The organism is Streptomyces sp. NBC_01217, assembly GCF_035994185.1.
Classification (GTDB): Bacteria; Actinomycetota; Actinomycetes; order Streptomycetales; family Streptomycetaceae; genus Streptomyces.
The window spans coordinates 307,429-325,395 of sequence record NZ_CP108538.1; the positions used below are offsets into that span (position 1 = coordinate 307,429).

Consider the following 17,967-nt stretch of genomic DNA (forward strand, 5'->3'; position numbering starts at 1 on the left):
CTCGGCGGCGTGTCCTGGCGCTGGGCCTCCACGGTGGTTGAGGCGTGTGGGCAGTGGAACCAGCCCCCCCGTGCGTTCCTGCGCGTGAGGGGCTGGCACCATGCCGGATATGACCTCCCGGCCCGGATTTCGGCTCGCGCGATCCGCGATTTTCGCGGCGGTGTGCGTGGTGACGACGGCGCTGGGGCACTCCATGATGTCCGGCGTCGCCCCGCCGACGTGGGCGGTGGCGTGCGCGCTCGCCGCGGCGACGGGAGGCGCGTGGTGGCTGACCGGTCGGGAGCGTGGAGCGTCGGCCGTGACCGGATCGACGGTCGCCACGCAGCTCGTCCTCCACACCTGTTTCAGCCTGCTTCAGGCGCCGACCGCCATGGGGTCCATGCATGGGATGGAAGGCCCACACGGCATGGCGGGCATGGAGAGCGCGCATCACGCGATGCCCATGTCCGCCGCCTCGTCCTGGCACGGCTGGAATACCGGGATGGTGCTGGCGCATGCGCTGGCCGCTTTGGTGTGCGGGCTGTGGCTGTGGCGCGGCGAGGTGGCGGCGTTCCGGCTCGGCCGCGCCCTGGCGGCCTTCGTCTTCGCACCGCTGTGCCGCGCCTGCCTGGTCCTGGCCCGCAGCGTGCCCCGTCTGCCGCCGGACCGGGTCGTCACCGCCCCGCGGACGCGGCGGCTGCGCAGGTCTCCACTGCTCCACGTCGTCTCGCGCAGGGGCCCACCGGCCCCTCCGGTCTGCTGCTGACCGCCCGTCCCGCGGTCCTCACGGTTGCCTCGGTGACGGGCGGAGTACCGGCGCGCCGGTGACGCGTCATCTCACCTGTGCGTCGGCCCATGGCCCTGCGGTACCCCGGGCCTGCGGGCCTGAAGGTGTGCCGCTCACCACGCATCCGTAAGGACCTGTGATGACCCCTGCACCGATACTCACCCCTGCACTCAAACGGGCCTCGCTCCTGGGCGCCGTTGTGCGCGACGACCAGCAGATCACCCAATGGGCGCTGGCTGCCCGAGGCGGCGACCGGGAGGCGACCGAACAGTTCGTGCGTGCCACGCACGGCGATGTCTGGCGCTTCGTGGCCCACCTCTGCGCCGACGTGCAAGGTGCCGACGACCTCGCCCAGGAGACGTACCTGCGGGCGCTGGCCGGACTGCCGCGCTTCGCGGGCCGCTCGTACGCGCGTACCTGGCTGCTGTCGATCGCCCGCCGTGTGGTGGTCGACCGTCACCGTTCGGCGGCGGCCCGTCCCCGGGTCGCCGACGCCGCGGACTGGCAGGTGTCGGCCGAACGGGCGCAGCGCGCCCAGCAGACGGGACTGCCCGGCTTCGATGACGGAGTCGCGCTGCTCGACCTGCTCGGAGCGCTGGACGCCCCGCGCCGCGAGGCGTTCGTCCTCACTCAGATGATGGGCCTGCCCTACGCGGAGGCCGCGAAGCTGGCGGACTGTCCCATCGGCACTGTCCGCTCCCGAGTGGCGCGGGCCCGCGAGGAGATGGCCGGGCTGCTGCGGGCGGCGGAGGCCGCCGGTGAGCCCGGGCCGGTGACGGCCACCGCGTAGGCGGGGCGGTCGCACGTCGAGCGGCCCCGGGCAGAATCCGGACGCCGTTTGCGGTTCCCTCCCTTGGGCGGGAACCGCAAGCGGCACGGTTCGCGTAGGGCCGCAAGCAGATGGGACACGGTGCGGTTACACCCCGGTGTCTGTCCCAACGCATGGCGTCGTCGGCCCGAAAGGCGCCCCGCGCGGCATCCGGCGCCTGTGATCTCATGAGGCTGGGGCGCGTCCCCCCGGAGGGGCCGGGGGAAGCCCCCTCCCAAGCCGCAGGTGCGCGTCGGCATCGCGCGGCGAGCGGATGTGCCGGGCAGTCCCTGCCTACGGGCGACGCGACGGGCGGACGGACGGGAAGAGGACGACGCCCAGCAGGACCACGACCGCCAGCAGCGCCACGCCTGCCGCCGCCAGCCACAGATCCGACCACGACCTGTTGTCGGCATCCCCCGCGTGGGGCGACGCCGTGGGCGGCTCCGCGGACGCCACTCCGCTCGCCGTCCCACCCGCGGCATTCGCCCGCGAGGACGGCGCCGGGGACACGGTGCGTGCTGCCGGGTCCGCGTTGGTGAAGGTGTAACGGCCCTGGAGCGGGGCCCCGTCGGCCGCGACGGTGCGCCAGGTGACGACGATCTCGCCGGCGGGGAGCGCCGTGACCCTCTGCCGTACGTCATTGTTCAGCGCGCTCGGCGCGCCGTCGTGGCAGGGCACGCCGTCCGGGCCGGACACCGTGATGGTGGTGAACTGCAGCTTGACCGGCCCGTCGAAGCTCAGTGTGACCGAAGCCGGGGACTCGGACACCACCGACCCGGCGGCCGGACCGGAACCCACCAGCCGTGCGTGCGCCCACGCCGGCGACGCCGCCGCAGCGACCAGCAGCATCGCGAGCAGCGTCGATACCGCTGCCACGAACAGCACGGACGGCACGCCCCCGGCGGACACGGCCGGCCTGACGGGCGGGAGCGGGCAGTTGCTTCGGTGCTTCACATACCAGTACGTCGGATCCGGCACCCGGAAAGTTCCCGGAAACAATTCTGTGCGGGCCCGGGAACTTCCCGCCGATGCGCCACGACTACCTCTGCGACTCCCCGAACCACGGATCGCCAAGCCGGAGGACCGACGAATCATGCGCACCACCACAACGACGTCCATACCCTGGGGATCCCGCCGCCTGCGTGCCCTCGCCGCCGCCTCGGCAGCCGCTGCGCTGGGAATGATCACCCTTGCCGGCTGCAGCACGGACAGCCCCTCCCCGTCGGGCGCAGCCGGCTCCGCAACGGCGAGCCCCGGCAAGGTGGCCGCCACCGCGGCGCCGGTCACCATGAGGGACCCGTGGGTGAAGGTCGCCGAGTCCGGAATGGCGGGGGCGTTCGGAACGCTGGTCAACAGCACCGGCGCCGACATCACCGTCGTGTCCGCCACCTCGGGCTCCTCCGAGAAGATGGAACTTCACGAGGTCGCCGACGTGGACGGCAAGACGCTGATGCGCCCCAAGGAGGGAGGGTTCGTCATCCCGGCCAAGGGCAGCCACACACTCGAGCCGGGCAGCGACCATCTGATGCTGATGGGCCTCACCAGGGCCATGAAGCCGGGTGATGAGATCCCCGTCACCCTGGCCTTCAAGGACGGGCGGACGCTGAAGTTCACCGCCGTCGCCAAGGAGTTCGCGGGCGGCAAGGAGAACTACGACTCCGGCACGTCCGACATGAAGAAGGACTGACCACCCGCCATGGAGGAGAACCGCATCCCACCGGTGAGCCGCCGCAGGCTGCTGGCCGGCGGAGCGCTCACCGTCACAGGCGCCCTCGCCGGCGCCACGGTCACCGCCGCCGCGGGCTCGCGTAACAGCACCGGGGGCAGCGCCGGACATCGCCACCAGAGCGTCGCCGTCGCCTACGGCGAGCAGACCGTGCCCTTCCGCGGCAGGCACCAGGCCGGCATCGCCACCCCCGCCCAGGCCCACGCCGCGTTCCTCGGCTTCGAACTGGCCAAGGACACGGACCGCGCGGCCCTCGGCCGGATGATGCGGCTGCTCACCGACGACGCCGCCCGTCTCACGCGGGGTGAGCCGGCCCTGGCCGACACCGAACCCGAACTCGCGGTGCTGCCGGCCCGGCTGACCGTGACCTTCGGGTTCGGACCCGGGCTGTTCAAGACCGCGGGCGTCGAAGACCAGCGGCCCGCGTCCCTCGAACCGCTGCCGCGGTTCACCATCGACCGGCTGCAGGACCGCTGGAGCGGCGGCGACCTGCTGATCCAGATCTGTGCCGACGACCCGCTCACCGTCGCGCACGCCCAACGGATGCTGACCAAGGACGCCCGGACGTTCGCCCGGCTGCGCTGGACGCAGCGCGGGTTTCGCCGCGGGCGCGGCATCGAGGACGAACAGGTCACCCAGCGCAATCTCATGGGCCAGCTCGACGGCACCGCCAATCCCGCCCCGGACGACGACGTCTTCTCGGACATCGTCTGGACCGACGCGGGACCGCGGTGGCTGCGTGACGGCGGAACCACTCTCGTACTGCGGCGGATCCGCATCGAGTTGGAGACCTGGGACGCCGCCGACACCGGCGCCAAGGAGTTCACCATCGGCCGGAGGCTACGCACCGGCGCGCCCCTCACCGGCACCGTGGAGAAGGACACCCCCGACTTCGACGCCAAGGACGACCTCGGCTTCCCGGTGATCTCCGCACACGCCCACATACGCCGGGCCCACGTGGCAGAGGACCGGCGGCGCATCTTCCGCCGCCCGTACAACTACGACGAGGCCGCAGCCGCGGACGGTCGGTCGGAGACCGGCCTGCTCTTCGCCTCGTTCCAACGCGACATAGGCGAGCAGTTCCTGCCGATCCAGCGCCGCCTCGCCGAGTCCGACCTCCTCAACCAGTGGACCACCCCGATCGGCTCCGCGGTCTTCGCGGTCCCGCCCGGCGACAACACCAACGGCTGGATCGGGGAGACGCTGCTCGGCTGAGAGGCCGGCCCGGCGTGCGCTCCACCGCCACCTGCGGGGGCACGACAATGGCGATGCTGCGCTTGCGCCCCATGGCTCTCTCACGGCATGGCCTCGCGCAGCTGCCGAGTGCCTATCGCTGTGAGCGGCACGAAGGCTGCGGACGAATCGCCGTGCGATCAGCCGGTACCTGCCATGTGCGGGTGGAGTGCACCGGGGCGGATGGCGCCTCGCTGACTGAAGCCGCTCCAGCGCGCGGCAGACTTCCAGCACAGTGAGGTGCTCGGTGATCTGGGTGATGACATGCGGTCGGTCCGGCAGCCGAGGCAGCTCCCGGGATCGCGAAGTTGTCGGCCTCGGACCGGGAGCCGGTGAATACGTTCTCGTCGGTGCCGACGCCGAAATGCGCGGCGACCTGGTCGCGGGCGCGGGCCGGTGCCTGCTCGGGCTCTCCGCCGAGCGCGGGAGGGATGACCGTCACGCGGCGGCTACGGTGTCCACGGGCAGCTCGGCCAGCCGCCATTCCAACATTCCGTCGGTCAGCCGTACGGCACGGCGGCCGCGGGCATTCAGCAGACGTACGGCGTCGTAGGCCAGCACGCAGTAGGCGCCACGGCAGTACGCAACGACCTCGGCGTCGTCCGGTAGCTCCGCGATGCGGTCGGCGAGCTGATCGACCGGGATGGAGAGGGCACCGGGAATGTGCCCGGCGGCGTACTCCTCGGCCGGGCGCACATCCAGGACGACGACCTCGCCCGTCCCCGCGCGGGCCAGCAGTTCCTCCCGCCCGACTTCCTCCGTCTCACCCGCGTCGCCGAGATAGGCAGTGCGGGCGGGCTCGACGCCTGCCTGATGGGCCCGGGCAACCTGGCGCAGCAGCGCGTACAGGGTGGCGACGTCTTCCCCGGCCAGCCTGTAGTGGATGCGTACGCCTTCGCGGCGGGTGGCCACGAGCCCTGCCTGCTTGAGGGTCTGCAGATGTGCCGAGGCGGTGGTCAGATTCAGTCCAGCCGCCTTCGCCAGCGCGTCGACGGAACGCTCGCCCTGGGCGAGCAGATCGAGCAGTTCCAGACGCTTTCCGCTGCTCAGTGCCTTGCCGGTGTGGGCGAAGGCGTCGTACAGCGCCGCCTTGTTCGCGGGGTCTCCCATGGGATCCTCCAATATTCTATGGAATATTGTAAGCGAGGGCGATGCCACTCCGCCCGCATCGACGCACCGACGGGAGAAGCCATGGCCTTCGCCGATGATCATCTGACACCCCTGGTCGACGCAGAGCTGGGCAACAGCGCCTGCCTCGTCGGCGTGGGAGACGGCCGAGCCCTGGCCAGGGACGCGAGTCGGGACCTGTGCGCCCTCCGCGAAAACCGGCCCACCCTGAGCGTCGCCCTCGCCGCCGACATCCGGCAGACCGCCGAGCACATCCCCGGCGCGACCCACGGAGTACTCGGCGACCTTGCCGCCCGTATCGATGAGGCACCGACCGGAGCGGCCATCACCTGCGGCCACGGCGAGCGCGCCATGACAGCCGCGGGCCGCCCCCCGGAGGCGACCGCGTGAGCGCCCCGAGCACCACCGAGAGCAGTGGCATACGGCTCGGACTGCGTGCCAACCTCGCCCAGTTCACCCTGCTCATCGCCGTCAATGCCCTGGTAGGCGGAATGCTGGGCCAGGAGCGCACCGTCCTGCCGCTGCTCGCCGACCAGGTCTTCCACCTGGCCGCCTACACCTCCGCGTTGACCTACATCCTGGCCTTCGGGACCACCAAGGCGGTCACGAACTTCCTCGCCGGGACTCTCTCCGACCGCTACGGCCGCAAGCCCGTCCTGGTCGCGGGCTGGTTGATCGCGCTGCCGGTGCCGGCCATGCTCGCCTGGGGTCCGTCATGGGGCTGGATCGTCGGCGCCAATGTCCTGCTCGGCGTCTCCCAGGGGCTGGCCTGGTCCACCACCGTCATCATGAAGATCGACCTGGCCGGACCCGAGCGCCGCGGTCTGGCCATGGGCTTCAACGAGGCCGCCGGATACGGCGCGGTCGCCGCCACCGCCATGGCCACCGGCGCCATCGCCGCCCACGCCGGACTACGCCCCGAACCCTTCTTCCTCGGTGCCGCCTACGCGGCTCTGGGCCTGGGGATCTCCGTCTTCGCCGTCCGCGAGACACGGGCCCATGCCCTGGCCGAAGCGGCGCTCCACCCGCAGCAGGACGTCGCCGAGACCGGGTTGAGCACCGGCCTGATCGCCCGGCGTACCAGCTTCAGCGACAAGGCTCTGTCCGCCGCCAGCCAGGCGGGCATGGTCAACAACCTCAATGACGCCCTGGCCTGGGGCATCTTCCCGCTGCTCTTCGCCTCCCACGGGCTGTCGATCGCACAGATCGGCATCCTCGCCGCGCTGTACCCGGCCGTCTGGGGCGCCGGCCAGCTGCTCACCGGCTGGTGGTCCGATCACATCGGCCGTAAGCACCTGATCACCAGCGGGATGCTGCTGCAGGCCGTAGCCATCGCCTTCGTCGCCGCGGGCACCACCTTCGGTGTCTGGGCAACCGCTCAGATCCTCCTCGGCGTCGGCACCGCCCTCGTCTACCCCACCCTGCTCGCCGTCATCGGCGATGTCGCCCACCCCGCGTGGCGTGCACGCGCTGTCGGCGTCTACCGCCTGTGGCGCGACGGCGGCTTCGCCGTGGGCGCCCTCCTCGCCGGAGCCATCGCCGACGTGTACAGCCTGACCACTGCCATCTGGGCCGTCTCCGCCCTCACTGCGGCGTCCGGACTGCTCGTCGCGGTCCGCATGTACGAAACGCGCCCACAAGCCGCCCCCTGGTCACCAGATGGCCGGGAGCCCGACAAGGCCGCCCGCCAGCACGTCACCGCGGACCCGCAGTTCCTCGACCGGCACGGCAGGCCGCATCGCCGGGAGACGCGGGATGAGTCGGGCGACGGCGATCTGTAGTTCCATGCGGGCCAGAGGTGCGCCGATGCAGTAGCGCGTGATCGGCCTCCTCCGTGTCGGCGATGGCCCGACTGGAGGAGTGGCGACTGCCCGATGTGGCCTTCACCGCCGAGCTGGTGGTCAGCGAACTCGTCACCAACGCGATCCGCTACGGCCGACCACCCGTCCAGCTGCGCCTGATCCACGACACCGTGCTCATCTGCGAGGTGTCCGACAGCAGCAGCACCGCCCGCATCTGCGACGGGCCCGCACTTTCGACGAAGGCGGCCGCGGTCTGCTGCTCGTCGCCCAGCTCGCCCAGCGCTGGGGAACACGCCACCATGCCGGCGGAAAGACGATCTGGGCGGAGATCGACCTTCCCGGCGGGCGAGCGTGACCGGCCCTGCCCACCGGCTGGTGCCGGATTTCTCGAACGGCGTACCCACACCGGCGTCGTAGACGGCGGATTGGTAGTGCGAGTCGGTCGAGCTGTACGAGGTGGTGGACGGTGAAGGCCAGGCCTTCACCGACGTGGCCGGCCGGCGAGGCCGGCCGCCTCGAACCTGCTCAACCGGCGAACCGCGCCGAGGCCGGCCAGCCGACCCCGGCGAAGGCCATCGCGGCGGCCGACCAGAGCCTGAAGACGGCCGGGAAGACCCTCGGCGAGATGCGGTGGCCCCTGCGACAGCAGGGCGTCAGTCTCCGCCCCGGCCCCTTCGAACTTGCGTGCAGGCATTCCGGCCGAACCGTTTCGCGGACATCAATACCCCAGGGGGTATTTGACAAGCTCGCCCGCACCGCCCTACCGTCAATGACGAAATACCCATGGGGGTATCTGGAGGTGACAATCATGGCATGCGAAGCGGATCTGGAAGCCTTCGCCGCCGCATGGGCCTCAGGGGCGTTCGTACTGGATGTGCGGGAGCCGGAGGAGTACCGGGCCAGGCATGCACCCGGCGCGCAGCTCGCCCCGCTGTCCGCCCTGACCGCCGCGACAGAGCTAGTGCCCAAGGACCGGCCGGTGTACGTGATCTGCGCCAGCGGCAATCGCAGCCTCTGGACCACCGACCGGCTCGTCGCCGTCGGGGTCGACGCATTCCCGGTTGCCGGCGGCACCGCGGGCTGGGCCCGCTCGGGCCGCCCGCTCGCAACGGGACTCGCACACGGATCCGTCTGACGACACCCGCGCACCCCTGAACGACGCTCCCACCGCCGGGCCACCTCGACCTCTCATATACCCCACTGGGTATATGAGCCCGCATTCACTACGGAGGCTTTCCATGTTCTTCGCCCAGTACTACCTCGACTGCCTCTCCCAGGCGTCGTACATGATCGCCGATGAGGACACCGGCCAGGCCGTGGTGGTCGACCCGCGCCGGGACATCTCGGAGTACATCGCGGACGCCGAGGCCCGAGGCCTCACCGTCGTCGGCGTCATCAACACCCACTTCCACGCGGACTTCGTCGCCGGCCACCTGGAGATGGCTGCCCGTACCGGTGCCTGGATCGGCTACGGCCGCCGCGCCGAGACCGAGTACCCCATCCGCAAGCTCGCCGAAAAAGAGACCATCAGCCTCGGCGGAGTCACCCTGGAGATCGTGGAGACTCCCGGCCACACTCCGGAGTCGATCAGCGTGCTGGTCTACGAGCACGGCCACGACACCGTTCCCTACGGGGTGCTGACCGGCGACGCGCTGTTCATCGGCGATGTGGGGCGCCCGGACCTGCTGGCCTCGGCCGGCGTGAGCGCCGAAGAGCTCGGCGCCATGCTCTACGACAGCGTCCAGCGCAAGCTGATGGGCCTTCCCGACGAGGTCCGCGTCTTCCCCGCCCACGGCGCGGGCTCGGCCTGCGGCAAGAACCTGTCCACCGACAAGCAGTCCACCATCGGCGAGCAACGCGCGACCAACTACGCCTGCGCGCCGATGAGTGAGAGCGAGTTCGTGGGCATCGTCGCCGCCGGCCAACCCGCCGCGCCCGGCTACTTCGCCTACGACGCCGGCCTCAACCGCAAGGACCGCGAGCTGTACGACCCCACCACGGCACCCAGGCCGCTGACCGCCGAGGAGTTCACCGCCCGACGCGCGGCCGGAGCGGTGGTCGTCGACGCCCGGGACCCGCAGGAGTTCGGGGCGGGCCACGTGCGCGGATCGATAAACGTCCCCGCCGACGGACGCTTTGCCGAGCAGGCGGGCACCGTCATCACCCCCGACCGGAAACTGCTGGTCATCGCCCCGCAGAACCGCGAAGAGGAGATCGTCACCCGACTCGCCCGCATCGGCTTCGACCACGTGGCCGGCTACCTTCGCGGCCCGGACGATGCTCTGGCGGCGATGGCGGACGAAGTCACCCCCGCCAGCCGCCTGACCGCGGCCCAGCTGCGCACCGCTCTGGAGAGCGAACGGCCGCCGATCGTGCTCGACGTGCGCAACTGCGGCGAGCGCGGCGAGAACGGGTTCATCGACGGGGCCCTGCACATCGCCCTCGGCGAACTGCCCCGCCGCCTGGACGAGATCCCGCGTGACCAGCCGCTGGTCCTGCACTGCGCGGGAGGCCACCGTTCCTCCATCGCCGCCAGCCTGCTGCGCCACCACGACTTCACCGACGTCTCCGACGTCCTCGGCGGCTACGGCGCCTTGGCCCTGCTGAACACCCCGGTTACCGCCTGACAGCGGCACCACAAAAGCCCAACGGCATCCGCGGAAGGGCCCTCCATGCCCTGCCGGGCCCGCCCACGCCTCCACACATACCCCTCCGGGTATTTTCCGCCCCCCTCATCAACGGAGCATGCATGACCAACGAAAACCTCGCCCGCACCGCCGCCGGACTCGACCCCGCCACCCTGGGGGAACTGATCAAGGACGGCGAGGGGCCCCGCCTGCTGGACGTGCGCACCCCCGGCGAGTTCCGGACCGTCCACATACCCGGCGCCTACAACGTGCCCCTGGACACCCTGCGTGAGCACCGCGCCGAACTGCTGCGCCATCTCGACGACGACATCGTCCTCATCTGCCGCTCCGGCGCCCGTGCCGCCCAGGCGGAACAGACACTCGCCGAGGCCGGACTGCCGAACCTGCGTGTCCTGGACGGCGGCATGATCGCCTGGGAGGCGTCCGGCGCCCCCGCCAACCGGGGACCGGCGCGCTGGGACTTGGAGCGCCAGGTCCGCCTCGTAGCCGGATCCATCGTCCTGACCTCCGGGCTCGCAGGCCTGCTCGTGCCCGGACTGCACCTGATCGGCACCGCTGTCGGCGCGGGCCTGGCCTTCGCCGCGCTCAGCAACACCTGCGCCATGGGCATGATGCTGTCCAAGCTGCCCTACAACCGCGGACCGCGCACCGACATCCACAGCATCATCGCCGCGCTGCGAGGCAGGCCGTGATCGTCCTCATCCTCCTCGCCTCCGTGCTCATCGGCATCAGCCTGGGCATCCTGGGCGGCGGCGGCTCCATCCTGACCGTGCCCATCCTGGTCTACCTGGCGGGACAGAGCAGCAAGGAAGCCATCGCCACCTCTCTGTTCGTCGTCGGTGTCACCAGCGCGGTGGGGCTCGTCCCGCACGCCCGCGCCGGCCGCGTTCGCTGGCGCACCGGGCTGCTGTTCGGCGCGGTCAGCATGGTCGGCGCCTACGGCGGCGGCCGGCTGGCCGAATACATCCCCGGTACAGCGCTGCTCATCGCGTTCGCCCTGATGATGCTCGCCACCGCGGGGGCCATGCTCCGCAAGCCCCGCAAAGCCACTGCCCTCAAGCCCGACCGCCACGAACTCCCGGTGAAGCACATCGTCGTGGAGGGTCTCGTCGTGGGCGCGGTCACCGGCCTGGTCGGCTCCGGCGGCGGCTTCCTCGTCGTCCCCGCCCTCGCACTCCTGGGTGGCCTGCCCATGAGCGTCGCCGTCGGCACCTCGCTCCTGGTCATCGCCATGAAGTCCTTCTCCGGGCTCGCCGGTCACCTCGCCAGCGTCCAGATCGACTGGGGGCTCGCGCTGGTCGTCACCGCTGCCGCCGTCATCGGCAGCCTGATCGGCAGCCGCTTCGCCGGCCGCATCCCCCAGGACACCCTGCGCAAGGCGTTCGGCTGGTTCGTCGTCGTCATGGGCGTCTTCGTGCTCAGCCAGCAGGTTGCCACCGAGATCTGGACGAGTCCCCTGACGTGGGGTGGCCTCGCTCTGATCGCGGCAGCTCTGGTCTGGCGGACCGTATGGGCGCGCCGCCGGACCCCTCTGCCGGCCGCCCGGCCGGCAGAGTTCGACGAGCCGACGGTCGAGCGGTCCGGCCACCCCTGATTCCGATACCCCGCGGGGTATCGTGAAATTCAGTGGCCGAAACAAGGAGGAGCCCGGTGAAAGTAGAGGAAGAAGCCATGAGCGCGGTCCTCAACCGGCTGCGCCGGGCACAGGGCCAGCTCGCAGGCGTCATCGCCATGATCGAGGCCGGCCGCGACTGCAAGGACGTCGTCACCCAGCTCGCCGCCGTCTCACGGGCACTCGACCGGGCCGGCTTCAAGATCGTGGCCGGCGGAATGCGCCAGTGCCTCGCCGGAAGCGAGGACGGCACCCCGCCCATGACCGAGCAGGAGCTCGAAAAACTGTTCCTCGCCCTCGCCTGACCCGGACCTGCCGGCGCCGTGTTGACCCATCTGATCCCGTCCCACCCCAAGATGCTCCACCGCGTGCCCGCTGCTTCCGCCGCTGGGTGCGCACGCCTGGGCCCGAGGCGCGACTGGGCGCCACTCCTGGAACATGGCTGAGCGTCGTCGATACCCGAGTGATCTGTCCGATGCCCGCCGGGAGTTGGTCGAGCCGGACCTCACCTCGCGGCGGGCCGAGCTCCGTGGGGAACCCTGGGCCGGCTCATGAATCACCGCCGCCTCACCCGCGACTACGAAGCCGAATCCCATCGCTCCGAAGCCGTGATCCACGTCGCCATGATCGACCTGATAGGCCGCCGCCTCACCCGCGAATCCGCCCTGAACTGGCGCGATACCCGACGCGCGCCCAGCCACGGCGCGCCGCGTCACTTCTGGGTATTGGCGCTCTCGTGGACGGCAGTCACATCCGATGCGTACGGCATGACCACGATCTGTACGTCGTCCTCGTAGATGACCCGCCCCGGGTCCGTGGAACGCAAAGCCCGGCTGTCGACGCCGTGTGCGGACAGAATCGCCAGATAGCCGGGGCCGCGGGCGAGGAGATGAATGGCTGACGGCTTGAACCATGCCGCCGCGCCAGTGTTGCCACGAGACCTGCATTGGGGGCAAACGCATGAAAGAGAATGAAACACTCTTTGAGGCCTTACCGGGCCGGCAGCACGCGTGCACGCGGCGAGCGGTACCGGCCGCGGTCCGCGGAAACCGGCAACCAGAGGCCGTGGCGCAAAGGTGACTTGGCGGGGGCTGGACAGGCACAGGTGCTGACGGGCCGCGTCGATGCCGCCACGCTTCCGTCCATGAGATCAACGAATATACGTTGGCGGCGCGTCACCCGCGCCCCGCGCCACCGCTCGGTGGCAGTCGCCGGTCTTACGGCGGTGATGGTGGGCATGGCCGTACCCGGCGTCGCCCAGGTGCCCGCATCGAACAGTGGCACGGACACCCCGCGCCCCTCCGCCCACACCGTCACGCTGATCACGGGAGACCGTGTCACGGTGAGCCGTTACGCGGACGGCCGCCAGGTGGCCAGCGTGCGTCCGGCACGTGGACAGGAGGGCGGCGGGTTCAGCACCCGCGAGATCGACGGCAGGATCCACGTCACACCGCTCCTCGCCGTTCCCTATATCTCCTCCGGGCAGTTGGACGCCTCGCTTTTCGACATCACGGGCCTGATCGAGCAGGGGTACGACGACTCCCACGCCAAGGAACTGCCGCTGCTGCTGCGTTACGGCGCGTCGGCCGAGGTATCGGCGCGGAAGGCACCGGCCGGGACGGAGCGCCGGCGGGTGCTGGACAGCGTCGACGGTGTTGCGGTCGACGCCGCGAAGGGCGAGCTGGACCATTTCTGGGACACCGTGAGCGGCGCAGCGGGCAAGGCGGCGCGGGGTGCCGACGGGCGCGTCACGCAGAAGGCGCAGACCGCACCCACCGCGCCGCGTCTGGCCGGAGGTCTGGAGAAGATCTGGCTCGACCGGAAGGTGCAGGTTTCGCTGGATCGCAGCGTGGCACAAATTGGTGCCCCGGAGGTCTGGAAGACCGGTGTGACAGGCAAGGGCGTCAAGGTCGCCGTACTGGACACCGGCATCGACGCCGCCCACCCCGATCTCGCGGGCCGCGTGGGCGAGACACGTAACTTCAGCGCGAGCGACAGCACTCGCGACCTCGTCGGCCACGGCACCCATGTGGCGGCGACGATCGCGGGGTCGGGCGCCGCGGCGAACGGCACCCGCAAGGGTGTCGCGCCCGACGCCGAACTGCTCGTCGGCAAGGTGCTGGACGACACCGGTTCCGGTGCGTACTCCGATGTCCTGGCCGGCATGGAGTGGGCGGCCCGCTCGGGCGCCCGGATCGTCAACATGAGCCTCGGTGGTGAGGCTGCTGACGACGATCCGCTGGTCACGGCGGTGGAGGAGCTGACGGCGGAGACCGGCGCCCTGTTCGTCGTCGCAGCGGGCAACGAGGGCCCGGGTACCCAGACGGTCGGCTCGCCGGGGACGGCACCGAGCGCCCTGACGGTCGGGGCTGTCGACCGGGACGACTCACTCGCCGCTTTCTCCAGCCGCGGCCCCGTGGGTGCGGACGACGCGGTCAAGCCCGACCTGACGGCGCCGGGGGTCGGCATCGTCGCGGCACGGGCGGCGGGCACGGCGATGGGCAGCCCGGAGAACGACCTCTACACCGCCGCGTCGGGGACCTCGATGGCGACGCCGCATGTCGCCGGCGCAGCTGCTCTGCTGGCGCAGCGCCACCCGTCGTGGACGGCGGCCGCCCTCAAGAATGCGCTCGTCGGCTCGTCGAAGGTGGTCGCGGGTCAGGGTGTGGACGAGCAGGGCGGCGGCCGGCTGGACGTGGCCGAAGCCTTCGCCCGCGGTGTCGTCGCCACCGGAACGCTGAACCTCGGCGTGCAGGGACCCGACAGCGCCGGCATGACGAAGGAAGTCGTGTACACCAACGTCTCGGAACGGCCGGTGCACCTCGCACTGTCGTTGAAGATGAAGCATGCCGACGGCACGCTCGCACCGGCCGACGCATTCACAACCGGCTCGACGTCGGTCTCCGTCGCCGCGGGTGAGACGGTGCGGGTACCGGTCACCGCGCGCCCGGCCGGTGTGCCGCTGGGACGCTACTCCGGCTATCTGACTGCGGTTCCGGACAACGGCACGGCAGCCGTGCACACCGCCGTCGCCTTGACGGTCCGTGGCGCGCTGCGGACGCTGACGATGCGTTTCGTCGACCGCGAAGGGCACCCCGCGGTCGTGCCGGCATTGGAACTGTACGGTTCCGACCAGCGCTACGACGTGCTGGGGGCCGTCATGCCCTGGATGGAGGGCATGGCCCAGGTGACACTCCCGGAGGACACCTACTTCCTCAAGGCGCTGGTGCCGGGCACGGAGGTCAAGGGCTGGCAGCTCACCGACGTGATGCGGCCCGAACTGAAGCTCGACTCCGACATGGAGATCGTCCTCGACGCCCGTACGGCCAAGCCCATCGAGGTCCGCACGCCCAAGGCTGCCGAGCAGCAGGGGATGATCCACTTCGGTGCGTACCGGGCCTTCGGGACCCGGAAGATCGCCAGCACGACCATCGACTTCGACGCGGTCCGTACCGTGTTCGCCACTCCGACCGCCAAGCCCGCGAAGGGGAGCTTCGAGTTTTACTCCCGGTGGCGGATGGTCGCACCCCGGCTGACGGCCCGGATCCCGGGAGCCGGGGCTCCCGGACTGAACCCGGTGCTGTACCGCCGCTCCCCCGCCGTGGACGGCACACGCAGACTGCCGCTCGTCTTCGCCGAGCCGGAGTCGCTGGCCGGCAAGGACCTGCGCGGCAAGGCCGTACTGATGCGTACGTCCGGTGGGTTCGAGGATCAGGTGTCGGCCGTGGCAAAGACCGGTGCCGCGGCACTGCTGATCATCAACGAGTTCCCGGGGCCGGTGTGGCAGTCGTGGAGCCCGACGGGCGACCGCGACCCGCTCATCACCATGCGCGTACCGCAGGAGCAGGGCGAGGCACTCGCGGCATGGCTGAAGCTGCAGCGTACGACGACGATCGAGCTGTCGGGCACCTCCTCCAGCCCGTATCTGTACGACTTGACGTTCGTCGAGAAGGACGCGGTGCCGGCCCGGCTGTCCTACGCGGTCACATCGTCCGCAACGGCGACGGTCGAGGCCCGCTACCACCGGCCCGGGAGCGCGGCCTGGACCAGCGAGCAGCGGTTCGCCTGGCGGCCCTGGCAGGACACGACGTTCGTGATGGACGGCGAATCCTTCGTGAAGCTGCCGTCCACCCGGGTGGAGACGGTCAGCGCAGGCGACACGCTGTGGCTGGAAAGGGTCACACACAAGACCCCGGAGATGAGCGTGGGTTCCTTCGACGGAGGCTTGACGAGCGGCCTGCACCGGTACGACGCCGGCCGGCGGCTGCGCGAGGACTGGTACGGGTCGGTGGTCCGCCCGACCGCACCGGCCGGGAACCCCGACTTCCGTTCGGCGCGCAAGGGCGACACCTTTGCCCTGCGACTCGCGGAACTGGCCGACGGCGACGGGCGTCACTACGGCTTCGCCGGTGACGACGAAACCGACCAGGTGCGCACCCGGCTCTACCACGACGGCACGCAGGTCGCGGACCGGGCCCAGCCTTGGGGCAGCTTCCCGGCCGCGCCCGGCGAGGGCTCCTACCGGCTGCGGCTGGAGACGGCCCGTGAATCGCCCGCCTGGTCCTACTCGACGAAGACCGACACGTCCTGGTCGTTCCGGTCCGCACCGCCCGCGGCAGGCAAGGAGGCCCTGCTTCCGCTGGTCCTGCTCGACTACGACGTCCCGGTGAACACCCTCAACCAGGTGGACGGTTCATCGACGACGACGCTGCGGGTGACGGCTCGTCACCAGAGCGGCTGGAACGGTGCGCGCATCGCGGGCATGCGGGTCCGGGCGTCTACGGACGACGGCGCGCACTGGGCGTCCGTGCACGTGACCCCGCACCGGAACGGCGCGTACGACGTGCGGCTGGACCGCGCCCTGACGCGTCACGCGGACTTCGTGTCCCTGCGCGTCGAGGCCTGGGACAGCGCCGGCAACAAGGTCGAGCAGACCGTGATCCGCGCGTTCGGCGTGCGGTAGCCCAGAACCCCGGGCGGTCTGGATGGCGCGGTCTCACTCGTGGGGGGTGGGGATCGCGGCACCGCCCGGAAGGCGGTGCGGTCGGCGGAGGACGCCGGCCGCACCGCCGTTTTCAGATCCAGTTCCGGCGCGCGGCCTGCCAGCCCAGTTGCATCCGGGTCGCGACGCCTGCGAGGTTCATCAGCCCCTGGATTCGTCGCTGGACGGTGCGTTTGCTGACGCCGAGCTGGCTGCCGATCGCCAGGTCGGTGATGCCCGCGACCATCAGCGAGAGCAGGTGCTGGTCCTCGGGAGTGATCGAGGCGGAGTCGGCCGTCAGTCCGGTCTCGCCGATCTGGCCCTCGCCGATCTGGCCCTCCGGTGTCACCCGCAGGGGCGCCCCCACCTCCCAGTAACGCTCGAACAGGGCGACCAGTGCCTCCAGCAGACTGCTGCCGCGGATGACGGCCGTCGTCACGTCGTGCGGGCTGCCCGCCGAACCGGCCGGTGCCAGTGGGCAGATGGCGACGGAGCGGTCGGCGATCGCCATCCGCAGGGGCAGTGCGGGCACTGCGCGGGCGGCTTCCCCGCACCGTACGGCCCTGACTACGTTGTCAACCGCGCCGAAGTCATCGAAGAACGCCTGCTCGTAGAGCACCCGGTAGCCGACTCCGCGGGCCAGGGCGTCGAACTCGGCCTGGTTGGTCCCCGACGGCATCGCGACGTACTGCGCTCTGCAGAACCACAGCAGCTCGTCGCGGGCGTTGTCCTGCACCTGCCGCAGCCGCTGACGCAGTGCCGCGGCTCCCGTGACCATCTCGATCACCTCGCCCGTGCCACGGGTCAGGGCGTTGCGGCGGTAGCTCTCCACCAGCCCGGACACGACGGTGCGGGCCTTCTCGAGGTCGTCGGCGCGGCGTTCGAGTCGCGGGAGGAGGGTCACGTCGGGCGGGTTGGCGGCGAACCGCCCTGGATATCCCTCCACGCTGTGGGCCAGGCCGTTCTCCTCCAGCGCGGCGAGCAGCCGCTGCACGGTCCCCTCATCCAGGCCCGTCGTCGCGGACATCTCCCGCGCTGACGACGTGACGGCGTCGACGAGCGCGCGATACACGTCCGACTCGGCCGCCGAAAGACCCACCGTCTCCAGCATGCTGCCCCTCTCCCATGCCCCTCGCCGAACGTGTCGGCGCACGTCCTTGCTCAGTCCGCGGAGCCCAACAACGTGGACCGGCGATGCATTCCCGGCCGGCGAGGTGGCCGGCCGCTGATGTGTACAAGATCATCCGGAGCTCAGCTGCG

Annotated in this window: 15 protein-coding genes and 2 pseudogenes; 14 read left to right on the top strand and 3 right to left on the bottom strand. The window is 70.8% G+C overall.

Annotated features, from left to right (window positions below; translation table 11 throughout):
* The first annotated feature begins 109 nt into the window (after positions 1–109).
* Together OG507_RS01075 and OG507_RS01080 are read left to right on the top strand one after the other, a co-directional pair.
* On the top strand, positions 110–745 hold the full coding sequence (locus OG507_RS01075) for a hypothetical protein (RefSeq protein WP_327365204.1): 636 nt from the start codon (positions 110–112) through the stop codon (positions 743–745).
* 160 nt (positions 746–905) lie between these two features.
* On the top strand, positions 906–1,556 hold the full coding sequence (locus tag OG507_RS01080) for a sigma-70 family RNA polymerase sigma factor (protein WP_327365205.1): 651 nt from the start codon (positions 906–908) through the stop codon (positions 1,554–1,556).
* A gap of 312 nt (positions 1,557–1,868) precedes the next feature.
* Here OG507_RS01080 and OG507_RS01085 read toward each other — a convergent pair whose 3' ends face one another.
* The gene (locus OG507_RS01085; RefSeq protein WP_327365206.1) at positions 1,869–2,453 is read right to left on the bottom strand and encodes a copper resistance CopC family protein; all 585 of its coding nucleotides are present in this window, start codon (positions 2,451–2,453) and stop codon (positions 1,869–1,871) included.
* 217 nt (positions 2,454–2,670) lie between these two features.
* Between OG507_RS01085 and OG507_RS01090 the strand changes: the two genes are divergently transcribed.
* Positions 2,671–3,264 carry a copper chaperone PCu(A)C gene (locus tag OG507_RS01090; RefSeq protein ID WP_327365207.1) on the top strand — a complete coding sequence of 198 codons (594 nt, stop codon included), beginning with the start codon at positions 2,671–2,673 and terminating at the stop codon, positions 3,262–3,264.
* A 9-nt stretch (positions 3,265–3,273) separates the two neighbouring features.
* Positions 3,274–4,518, top strand: a complete 1,245-nt coding sequence (locus OG507_RS01095) for a Dyp-type peroxidase (protein ID WP_327365208.1) — start codon at positions 3,274–3,276, stop codon at positions 4,516–4,518.
* A gap of 456 nt (positions 4,519–4,974) precedes the next feature.
* Here OG507_RS01095 and OG507_RS01100 read toward each other — a convergent pair whose 3' ends face one another.
* A complete protein-coding gene (locus OG507_RS01100; protein WP_327365209.1) occupies positions 4,975–5,646 on the bottom strand; it encodes an ArsR/SmtB family transcription factor in 672 nt (223 codons plus the stop codon).
* Positions 5,647–5,727: 81 nt separating this feature from the next.
* On the opposite strand from OG507_RS01100, the gene OG507_RS01105 reads away from it, so the two are divergent.
* The 10 genes and pseudogenes from OG507_RS01105 to OG507_RS01155 all read left to right on the top strand — a co-directional run bounded on the left by OG507_RS01105 (position 5,728) and on the right by OG507_RS01155 (position 16,689).
* Complete coding sequence (locus OG507_RS01105) at positions 5,728–6,054, top strand: hypothetical protein (protein ID WP_327365210.1); 327 nt, start codon at positions 5,728–5,730, stop codon at positions 6,052–6,054.
* Positions 6,051–7,445: an MFS transporter gene (locus tag OG507_RS01110; protein ID WP_327365211.1), complete on the top strand. Its 1,395-nt coding sequence runs from the start codon at positions 6,051–6,053 to the stop codon at positions 7,443–7,445. The genes OG507_RS01105 and OG507_RS01110 overlap by 4 nt, the downstream gene beginning before the upstream one ends.
* A gap of 68 nt (positions 7,446–7,513) precedes the next feature.
* Positions 7,514–7,821, top strand: a pseudogene (locus OG507_RS01115) (ATP-binding protein); the annotation flags it as partial.
* A 453-nt stretch (positions 7,822–8,274) separates the two neighbouring features.
* Positions 8,275–8,601 (top strand): rhodanese-like domain-containing protein, encoded by a 327-nt coding sequence (locus OG507_RS01120; protein ID WP_327365212.1) that lies wholly within the window; start codon positions 8,275–8,277, stop codon positions 8,599–8,601.
* Between the two features lie 103 nt (positions 8,602–8,704).
* Positions 8,705–10,093, top strand: coding sequence for a rhodanese-like domain-containing protein (locus tag OG507_RS01125; RefSeq protein ID WP_327365213.1), 1,389 nt, complete (start codon positions 8,705–8,707; stop codon positions 10,091–10,093).
* Between the two features lie 122 nt (positions 10,094–10,215).
* A complete protein-coding gene (locus tag OG507_RS01130) occupies positions 10,216–10,806 on the top strand; it encodes a rhodanese-like domain-containing protein (RefSeq protein WP_327365214.1) in 591 nt (196 codons plus the stop codon).
* Complete coding sequence (locus OG507_RS01135) at positions 10,803–11,708, top strand: sulfite exporter TauE/SafE family protein (protein ID WP_327365215.1); 906 nt, start codon at positions 10,803–10,805, stop codon at positions 11,706–11,708. The genes OG507_RS01130 and OG507_RS01135 overlap by 4 nt, the downstream gene beginning before the upstream one ends.
* Positions 11,709–11,785: 77 nt before the next feature.
* On the top strand, positions 11,786–12,031 hold the full coding sequence (locus tag OG507_RS01140; protein WP_442810920.1) for a metal-sensitive transcriptional regulator: 246 nt from the start codon (positions 11,786–11,788) through the stop codon (positions 12,029–12,031).
* A 231-nt stretch (positions 12,032–12,262) separates the two neighbouring features.
* A pseudogene (locus OG507_RS01145) lies at positions 12,263–12,409 on the top strand (IS5 family transposase); the annotation flags it as partial.
* A 461-nt stretch (positions 12,410–12,870) separates the two neighbouring features.
* Complete coding sequence (locus OG507_RS01155) at positions 12,871–16,689, top strand: S8 family serine peptidase (RefSeq protein WP_327365217.1); 3,819 nt, start codon at positions 12,871–12,873, stop codon at positions 16,687–16,689.
* Positions 16,690–16,801: 112 nt separating this feature from the next.
* Here the strand turns inward: OG507_RS01155 and OG507_RS01160 are convergent, their stop codons facing one another.
* Positions 16,802–17,818 (bottom strand): helix-turn-helix domain-containing protein, encoded by a 1,017-nt coding sequence (locus tag OG507_RS01160; protein ID WP_327365218.1) that lies wholly within the window; start codon positions 17,816–17,818, stop codon positions 16,802–16,804.
* Positions 17,819–17,967: the final 149 nt, after the last annotated feature.

What these genes read in the sequence shown, in the direction of transcription:
- OG507_RS01075 (WP_327365204.1), top strand. Translation starts at nt 110, where the DNA reads ATGACCTCCCGGCCCGGATTTCGGCTCGCGCGATCCGCGATTTTCGCG.
- OG507_RS01080 (WP_327365205.1), top strand. Translation starts at nt 906, where the DNA reads ATGACCCCTGCACCGATACTCACCCCTGCACTCAAACGGGCCTCGCTC.
- OG507_RS01090 (WP_327365207.1), top strand. Translation starts at nt 2,671, where the DNA reads ATGCGCACCACCACAACGACGTCCATACCCTGGGGATCCCGCCGCCTG.
- OG507_RS01095 (WP_327365208.1), top strand. Translation starts at nt 3,274, where the DNA reads ATGGAGGAGAACCGCATCCCACCGGTGAGCCGCCGCAGGCTGCTGGCC.
- OG507_RS01100 (WP_327365209.1), bottom strand. Translation starts at nt 5,646, where the DNA reads ATGGGAGACCCCGCGAACAAGGCGGCGCTGTACGACGCCTTCGCCCAC.
- OG507_RS01105 (WP_327365210.1), top strand. Translation starts at nt 5,728, where the DNA reads ATGGCCTTCGCCGATGATCATCTGACACCCCTGGTCGACGCAGAGCTG.
- OG507_RS01120 (WP_327365212.1), top strand. Translation starts at nt 8,275, where the DNA reads ATGGCATGCGAAGCGGATCTGGAAGCCTTCGCCGCCGCATGGGCCTCA.
- OG507_RS01125 (WP_327365213.1), top strand. Translation starts at nt 8,705, where the DNA reads ATGTTCTTCGCCCAGTACTACCTCGACTGCCTCTCCCAGGCGTCGTAC.
- OG507_RS01130 (WP_327365214.1), top strand. Translation starts at nt 10,216, where the DNA reads ATGACCAACGAAAACCTCGCCCGCACCGCCGCCGGACTCGACCCCGCC.
- OG507_RS01140 (WP_442810920.1), top strand. Translation starts at nt 11,786, where the DNA reads ATGAGCGCGGTCCTCAACCGGCTGCGCCGGGCACAGGGCCAGCTCGCA.
- OG507_RS01155 (WP_327365217.1), top strand. Translation starts at nt 12,871, where the DNA reads ATGAGATCAACGAATATACGTTGGCGGCGCGTCACCCGCGCCCCGCGC.
- OG507_RS01160 (WP_327365218.1), bottom strand. Translation starts at nt 17,818, where the DNA reads ATGCTGGAGACGGTGGGTCTTTCGGCGGCCGAGTCGGACGTGTATCGC.